The organism is Streptomyces sp. NPDC059900, from assembly GCF_050270335.1.
In the GTDB taxonomy this organism is placed as follows: domain Bacteria; phylum Actinomycetota; class Actinomycetes; order Streptomycetales; family Streptomycetaceae; genus Streptomyces.
The window spans coordinates 1-8,268 of the sequence record NZ_JBNNJZ010000374.1 but is presented as its reverse complement, the minus strand read 5'-3'; the positions used below and the strand labels follow the sequence as shown (position 1 = coordinate 8,268).

The window sequence follows — 8,268 nt, the reverse complement described above, 5'->3', positions numbered from 1 at the left end:
GGTGAGGACCTTGTGCTCGTGGAGCATTTCGATGAGCCACAGGTCGCGCGGGGTGAGGCGGGTGGCGAGCCGGGCAAGGTCGGTGCGGGCCCGGTCGGGCTGGGCGGGGCGGCGTCGGCGGGAGGCCGCGCGCGGGACGTAGCCGGGGTTCGAACTCGTCGTGGGCATGACCTACTCCTGGGCGGGCGGTTAGAGGGGCAGGTAGGTGGAGCGGCTGGTGGTGGCGCCGAAGTGGGCGGCGGCAGCGGCCCGCAGTTCGGTGGAGCGTCCGGCCACCGGCGGCGGCAGGGGGCGGGTGGTGAGGGTGAAGGCGGCGGTTTCGGCGCCGTCGGCCAGTAGGTGGGCGGCTGCCTGGTACGAGCCGAGGTGGGCGAGGTCGTGCGAGCCCAGGGTGGGCAGGGTGTGGCGTTCCAGGGCGTTGGCGTCTTCGGGGGAGGCGTTGAAGAAGACCTTGTTGCGGGCGTTGGCGGAGATTCCTTCGCGCAGGTCGCGGGGGAGCTGGGCGAGGTGCTGGTGGGCCAGGTTCATGGAAAGGCGGTAGCCGCGGGCCTCGGCGAGCATGTCTTCCAGCGGGTAGGGCAGGGTCAGGAAGTTGTGGGCCTCGTCCACGTACAGCGCGGCGTCGATGCGGTCGCGTTCGGGGGTGCGGGCGCGGGCTGCGGCGGCCTGCCAGGTCTTGGCGACGATGAATGAGCCGAGCAGCCGGGTGGTCTCCTCGCCCAGGGCGCCCTTGGGCAGGCGGGCCAGGAGGATGCCGCCGTCCAGGACGTCGGGCAGGTGGAAGGTCGACTCGCCCGAGGCGATGGTCTGGCGGGCGAAGGAGCGCAGCAGGAACGCGCGGAGCTTGTTCATGATCGGGCCGATGACGGCGGCGCGGGAGGGCTCGGACAAGGACTCGTACCAGAGCCAGAACCCTTTGAGGACGGGGTCCTTGATGGTGGGCATCATGCGGATGCGGTAGGCGGGCTCGCCCAGGAGGCGGGGGATGTCGGCGAGGGTGACCAGGCGGCTGGTGATCTGGGCGTGGCGCAGGAGGGTGAGGCAGGCGGCGCGCATGATGTCGTCAGTGCGCGGGCCCCAGAAGGCGGCGAAGATGCGGCGGAAGATGCCGGTGATGTTGTCGACGACGACGTCGATGTCGCTGCCGTCCAGGACGTTCAGGCAGGGCGGGGTGTGGGTGTCGTCCGGGTCGATAAGGACGAGCTTGTCGGCGCAGGAGCGCGGAAGGCGGTGCATGAGGTCGGCGACGAGGTCGCCCTTGGGGTCGATGACGATCGCGCCCCGTCCCTCGCGCACGTCGTCCAGGACGAGTTGGCCGATCAAAGTGGACTTGCCGGAGCCGGTGGCGCCCATCAGATGCAGGTGATGGCGGGCATCGGGGACCGTCAGCCCGACACCCCGGCGGGCGCCGGAGTCTGCAGTACCGAGCGGTTTCACACCGGGGCCGGGCTGCGGGACGGCGGGCGGCGGGGCGATGGAGCGGGCGCCCGCGCGGGCCAGGCCGGGGGCGTCGGGGTCGGCCGGCAGGTGGGCCAGGGCGGCGAGTTCGGGCACCGAGAGCAGGTCACCGCGGCGGCGGGGGAAGCAGCGCGCGCTCAGGACGGGGTGGGGATCGCGCAGGCGGTGGCGGGCCAGCCAGTTGCGGGCCGCGTACAGGGAGAAGGCGGAGGCCAGGGCATGGGCGCGGCCGCGCAGCCGGGCCTCGGCACCCTCGCACTTCCGGGGCAGGGCGATGGCGTAGCGGATGGCCACCTCCCACTGGGGGCCGGTGAGTTTGCCGACGCTCTGGCGCACCTCGACGCCGTGCGACGGGTCGGTGGCGGCGGGCGAGGTGCGCTGCGGCGCGTGGGCGAACAGCCGGAAGAGGGAGGAGAGGCGGGGTGTCGTGTGTCCGGCCTTCAGGCGGCGGGCGCTGCGCTGGGCGTGGCGCAGCCGGGCGCCAGTCGCGGGCCGGGCCAGCAGCTGCACCAGCGCGTACTCGCCCTCCGCCATCCCGGTGGCCGCCTGGAGCAGGGCGCGCAGCGGATCGTCCTTGTGGTCGGTGCGCAGCGGTAGCACCTCCGGCCGGGCGAGCCGCAGACTGCCAGCGGTGCACTGGTGAGCGGCCGGGAAGGGGGCCACGGCGTCGGAGAGGGCGGTGTGTGCGCCGGGCCAGGCCGCCTCCACCGCGCGGCGTACGAGGGCGGTGGGGGTGGAGCGTGGCAGCCAGAGCCGGATGGTCAGCCCGGCGGTGCTCCACGCGTACTCGAAGCCGACGTGCGGCTGGCCGTGCAGCAGGCGCTGAGGCCAGGGGCGCAGCAGTCCGGAGAGCTGGGCCCAGAGCACCTCGCCGCCCTTGGCGGGCACCGTGGGCGGGGCCAGGATCGTGACCAGCCGGGCGCCCTCAGCGAAGCTCCGCTGCCGCCGTCGGTGGACGGTGGTGCGCGCAGCGGCGAGTGCGGCGCCGGTCAGCGTGGTGCCGGGCGCCAGCCAGGGCGAGGCGTCGACGAGAAGGTCCCGGCCGCCGTGCAGCAAGGCGTACCAGAAGCGACCGGGATCGGTAAGCAAGGCGCCGAGCAGCCCGCCGGGGGCGCCGCTCACAGCTGGAGTCCTGTCAGGTCAGGCAGCCCGTAAGGGTCGCTCGCCTCGTCCTGCGCGGCTTGCTCGTCCGCATCGAGCTCGACGGGGTCGGTGGTGATCAGGTCGTGCTCGCCGGTGGAGGCCACCGGCGTGAAGGAGATCTTCGTGCGCCCGGACAGCAGGAGCGCGCAGCCACGGGGCGCCGAGAGCAGATGATGCCGCTCGCCGCGGGAGAGATGGAAGTCGGCAGCGATCTGGTCGATGGCCTGCGGAGCCTGCCGCATGAGCACCTGGGTCGCGGCGTTGGTGACGATCGCCCGGCCCAACTCGCTGGCCAGCACGTCATCGGCGTCCTGGGTGACCACCGCCAGGCCGGTCCAGTACTTGCGGGCGGCCTTGGCCATCCGGAACAAGAAGCGAGCCCCGTGCCCGTCGCGCATCAGCAGCCACGCCTCGTCGACCACCACCAGGCGCCGCGTGCGCCGGCCGGAGTGGGCGACCTGCCGCCAGATGGCATCAAGGGCCAGGAGCATGCTGGCGGTCTTCAGCTCGTCGGGAACCCCCCGCAGACAAAAGACGACCAGGTGTCCGGCGGGGCGGGTCGTGGTCTCGCCGGAGAAGAGCTGCTGGTGGGAGCCCTCCACGTACGGGGCCAGGCGTACGGCCAGTTCGTCCGCGGCCGGTTCGGCCATCGCGGTGAGCTGGGCGGCGAGGTCGGCGAGCAGCGGCGCCGGACGGCTGAACGTGGCGGGATCACTCGTGATCCCGGCGTGCTGGTAGGTGGCAAGCACCGCCCGGTCCAGCACGGCCCGCTCGGCGGAGGAGAGGTCCCCGCCGAGCAGGACGGCCAGGAAGGTGTGCAGGAACAGTACGCGGCGGGTGAGCGCGTCCTGCTCGCCGCTCGTCGTGGGCGGGAGGTCGAAGGGGTTGAGCCGTACAGCGGGATCGCCCAGGCGGATGACGGTGCCGCCCACCGACTCGGCCAGGGCGACGTATTCGTCCTCCGGGTCGATGACCATGGCTTCGGTGCCGGTGAACAGCTGCCGCAGCAGTTCGAGTTTGGTCAGATACGACTTGCCGGCCCCGGAGCGGGCCAGGGTGATGGAGTTGTAGTTGTCCTGGGCGAAGCGGTCCCACAACACCAGCGAACCGCTGGAGGTGTTGATCCCGTAGAGCACTCCGCCCGGCGCCAGCGCGATGTCGGTGGGCAGGTCGGGGGAGGCGAAGGGGAAACAGGCGGCAAGGGCGTCGGTGTCGAAGGTGCGCCGCACCTTCAGCGTGTCCAGACCCAGCGGGAGGGTGGCCAGCCAGCCGGGCAGCGCCCGGTAGGTGGCCGGGGCGGTGGCCACCAGCAGCGAGTCGGCGACCGAACGGACCGAGGCCACCTCATCGGCCAGGTGCTCTTCACTGTGTCCGTAGACGGTCATGTACAGGCCGAGGCGGAAGAGTTTCCCCTCCCCGCGCGCGATGCGGTAAGCGAGTTCGGCCGCGTCCGCGGCGGCGGCCTCGGTGTCCGGGTCGTCGAGGCGGCCGTGGTCCATGCCGGTGCGGCGGGAGGATTCCAAGCGAGCCCGCTGCTTCTTGAGCTGCTGGGCGGCCAGCGAGCTGGCGACCGGTTCGATGTGCAGGGCCACGTCCAGGCGGCCGGGGTAGGTGAGCAGCGGGTCCAGCCAGCCGGGTGCGACTTCGGCCGGGTAGCCGGTCACCACCAGGGTGGCGGCCAGATGCCCGCCGACGGCGAGGGTGCGGGAGTGGACTTCGAGCCCGTCCGGGCCGTGATGAGTCAGCACGTCACGTACGTCGACGGATGCGTCCGGTGTGGTGTTGCGGCGCAGCAGTCGGAGCATCACACACCTGCCAGGGGAGCGGCGTCGGGGTTGGCTGCCAGCCGCAGCGCATCGGCGGCGGCCGGTGCCTCCAGAGCCGAGACGGTGATCTCGGCGGACTCCAAGGCGCGGGCGGCCTCGGTGAGGCGGTGGCCGGCCCGGGCTGCGCCGGTGGCGGAGGGCTCGCGGGCCACCAGCAGGACCTGGCGGGTGAGCAGGTCGCGTTCGGCGGCCAGCTCGTCGAGGAAGGCGGCGTGGGCCAGCGCGGCCCGCTCCAGCGCCGGGTGGGGCAGGGCGGGCGCGGCCTGGGCCAGTGCGTCGACCAGTGGGGCGATCTCAAGACGGTGAGCGCGGATGAGGATCTGGGTGGGCCCGGTCAGGGAGTTCAGCCAGCGGGCGAACGCCTCGGTCAGAGCCTGCTGTTCACCGCCGGTGCGCAGGTGGAAGTTGATCGTGCTGCACACCGCCAGCGCCGCCCGCCCGTCGGCGGCGAGGTCGAGCGTGCCCGATTCTGTGACCGTCCGGCAGGGCAGACGCAGCGCCGCCGTTCGCCGGGACGCCTGCGCCTTCCAGGGGGCGGGTGTGATTGCCGGTAGCGCGGGGACCCCCTCGGGAGCCGGTACCCGGCGCTTGGGGGTGTGGTGGAAGCGGAGGGCGGCGAGCAGGAGTTGATCCATGCCGATGCCGTCGCGCCGCCCCACCGCGACCACGGTCACGATCAGGGCTACCGGGGAGACGAGGGCCGCGTAGGCGAGCGGGGCCATCAGCGGGCGGCTGGCCCAGTAGCCGCCGTACAACACAAGCGCGGTCACGGTCAGCGTGGCGGTCTGCCGTGCGGTCAGCGGACCGAGGATGCGGTCTTCGCGGGATACGTCGGCGGGGATGCGGGCGGGGATGACGGCGTCGTCGTCGGCGGATTCGGTCATGGCGTGCGCCTCCGGGGAGTGCGGGGCGGTCGGGGCGGTTCTAGGGGCAGGCGCAGTTGCACGGGTCGGGAGGGACGTACACGAACGCGTGGGACCGGGATGGGCAGGGCGAGTTGTCGGTGGCGCGGCGCCGGGGTGCGTACGGCGGGGGAGGCAGGGGTGGTTGTGGGAGCGGGGGTGGTCGGTGGAGCGGTGGGGAGTACGGGGCCGGGGCGGGGGACTCGCGAGGCCACGATGGGGAGCCAGGTCTGGACTGGGCGGGGCGGGTTGGCCGGGATGGGGTTGGCGGGGATGGGCAGTGCCAGCTGCTGCCGGCGCCGGGCCCGGGCGGGATGGGGCACGGCGCGTGGGGGCTGTGCTCGTCGAGGGCGGGGAGTACCACGCTGACCTGCGGCAGCACGTTGACCTGGGGCGGCGCCCCGACTGCCGCCGGGCTGCGCCGGCGTGACGGGGCCGTTGGGCACGGCGGGCGGAGCGGCTGGGGAGGAAACTGGGGGAGACGGAGGGGCGCCGACTGCGAGACCTCCACCTGCGGCAGGCGGACCTGCCCCTGCGGGCTGGGCGCCACCGGGGCGAGGAGCGCGGCGAGGACCAGCCCCGGTGGCCGCACCGCCCGGCCCGGGCCGGGGTGGCCTGGCGCCACCGCCACCGCCACCGCCACCGCCACCGCCACCGGGCGGCGGACCACCCCTGCCGCGCGGACCACCGCCACCGGGCAGCGGACCACCTCTGCCGCGCGGACCGCCTCCTCCTCCACCACCCGGACGGATGCCACCCCGTTCGGGGCGACGGGCGGCGCCTCCACCACCGGGCAGGTAGCGGCCCAACAGCTGATACATGGCCAACTGCCGCAGCATGCGCACCGGCGCCGGTGCGCGAGGCTGCTGAATCGGGCTGCCGCGCAGAATGACCTGGAGCGTCCAGCCGGGAATCTTGAACAGCACCCAGAACAGGGCCACTCCGGCCAACAGGGCCCCCAGCTGATCGGCCTTGGGGATGCCGAGCATGGTGGCACCGGGGGCGAAGAACAGCTTCAGCGCGAGGATGAACGTCATCGACTGCGCGATCTGGATGACCAGACAACCGCCCAGGCCCCGCCACCACAGCCGGGCGACGGGATCCGTGAGCGGGTGGGCATGACAGGCCAGCGCCAGCGGCGCGAGCACCGCGAGCAGCGCCATCAAGGCAACCCGCACGATGAACCCGATCAACACTGCGATGACCAGGATGAGTTCGACGACGGCGAGCAGCAGCAGATAGATCGCGATGCCGGTCGGGCCGAACAAGGCGAAGGGCAGGGCCCGCTCGACCAGCCCTTGCCCGGCATCCGCCATGTCCGTGCCCATGATCGCGTGGGCCAGGGCGTTGCCCAGGACGATCGACTTGCCCATGACGGTCAGCGAGGAGGCCGCGGCTGCGATGCCCACGAGTAGCCGCGGGGCGATCTGTTTGAGGGCGTAGCTGGTTTGCACCGTCTCGTGGCCCATGACGGTGACGCCGCCCGCCGTCACGAACAACACGTAAATGCCTGCCGTGATGCCCATCGACGCGGTCCACAGCCGCCTGATGTCCGCGTGTTTGGTGACGTCCGGAGCGGCCAGCAGCGTGTCGGCGATCAGCTCCCGCAGAGGCTTCATGGCCTCCTCGAGGAGCATGCCGAGAAACGCGGTGATCGCATTGATGACCAGGCCCGGAAGGTCCAGAAGGTTCCCGAAGAACCCCTCCGCATTCGGGTCCGGCGGGGTCGCGGGCGGCGTCGGCCCCGGTGTCGGCTCCGGTTCCGAGGGCCGCGGCGGAGGCTTGGGCTTTCCCGGCGAGGGAGACGGCCCCGGCGTGGGTTCCGGCCGGGCGGTGCCGGGCCCGGATTCCGGGGGCGGGACCACCGGACCGGGCTGTGGTTGCGGCTCCGGCTCCCAAGGAACAGCAGGCGCATGCGCTGCGCCGGCCGGAGGCTCGGCGGCCCGGGCGGTGGGCACAGCGGCCATGACACCGGCGGCCAGTAGGAGCGCGAGGAACAGCAGGGCGCGTATGAGGCGGCAGGTGCTGGTCATTGCCCCGCCCCGGCTCCGACGATGCCCTTGAGAACGGTGACGATGACCGGTGCAAGGATCGCCAGGCCGTAGCCGACCGCGGCGGCCCGCAACGCCCGCTTGGCGGACTCGACTTCCCCCGGATCACCCCCGGCCATCAGATAACGCAGCCCGCCGAAGGTCAGGAACAGGGTGGCGAGAGCGGCGAGGATCCCCACAATCCAGTTCCGCAGGTTCGTGATCACCTGCGGGATCGTCGCCACCGCCCACGAACTGGGCGGGTCTGCCAGGAGAGCGCAAGTGACGAGGACGAAGACGAAGAGCGCCCGGGCCGCGCCGTGGAACAGGCGGCGCGGACTAGGGCGGAGGGCCCCTGCCCGCAGCCGGGATGACGGCAGAGCACGCACGAAGATCACCTCCAGCAAGGCGGACAGGGAGAGAGGGCGACGGTGCCTGTGGCATCGCACATGAGCCGAGATAGGTCCCCGGGGGCCGGGCAGACCCGCGGCGGCGCACCACCTCCTTGCGAGGGAGTGGGGCGCGTCGCGCGAGGGGCGGGAGTTTCGGGTGTCAGCACGAAGCGCCGTACCCAGGCCCCGGGGACCTTCGGTGAGGCGAGAGCTCAGCTCAGCCAGGCGCCGGCGGCCTTGTGCGCTCTCACTCCCTTAAGGAGAAAAAGCCGGCCGATCGTGCCAGCCGCTGGGCGGAGCTACCTCCCTCGTCTCACAGCTGCTCTTCGAGCAGGGCCTTCGTGAGGCGCTGTTCGGCGGCTGAGCGGCGCCGGAACATCGCGCGGACGCTGATGCCCGCACTGTTCGCGCACTCCTTCGCGCTCTGGCCATCCAGCCGGGTGGCGGCGATCAGTTCGGCCTCCGACGGCGTGATGATCTCGGCCCGGGCGGCGCGCTCCAGGACCAGGTACACCTG

Annotated in this window: 5 protein-coding genes and 1 pseudogene; all 6 read right to left on the bottom strand. The window is 72.6% G+C overall.

Going from position 1 to position 8,268, the window contains the following annotated elements; all coding sequences use genetic code 11:
* Positions 1–189 precede the first annotated feature (189 nt).
* Positions 190–2,580, bottom strand: coding sequence for a type IV secretory system conjugative DNA transfer family protein (locus ACQKIP_RS32975; protein ID WP_365865417.1), 2,391 nt, complete (start codon positions 2,578–2,580; stop codon positions 190–192).
* On the bottom strand, positions 2,577–4,406 hold the full coding sequence (locus ACQKIP_RS32970; RefSeq protein ID WP_365865415.1) for a VirB4 family type IV secretion system protein: 1,830 nt from the start codon (positions 4,404–4,406) through the stop codon (positions 2,577–2,579). Before ACQKIP_RS32970 ends, ACQKIP_RS32975 begins: the two co-directional genes overlap by 4 nt.
* A complete protein-coding gene (locus tag ACQKIP_RS32965) occupies positions 4,406–5,311 on the bottom strand; it encodes a PrgI family protein (protein ID WP_365865413.1) in 906 nt (301 codons plus the stop codon). Before ACQKIP_RS32965 ends, ACQKIP_RS32970 begins: the two co-directional genes overlap by 1 nt.
* Positions 5,308–6,948, bottom strand: coding sequence for a hypothetical protein (locus ACQKIP_RS32960; protein WP_365865411.1), 1,641 nt, complete (start codon positions 6,946–6,948; stop codon positions 5,308–5,310). Before ACQKIP_RS32960 ends, ACQKIP_RS32965 begins: the two co-directional genes overlap by 4 nt.
* Before the next feature lie 410 nt (positions 6,949–7,358).
* Positions 7,359–7,724 carry a pilin gene (locus tag ACQKIP_RS32955; RefSeq protein WP_427744991.1) on the bottom strand — a complete coding sequence of 122 codons (366 nt, stop codon included), beginning with the start codon at positions 7,722–7,724 and terminating at the stop codon, positions 7,359–7,361.
* Positions 7,725–8,064: 340 nt separating this feature from the next.
* Positions 8,065–8,268 (bottom strand): annotated as a pseudogene (locus ACQKIP_RS32950) (hypothetical protein); the annotation flags it as partial.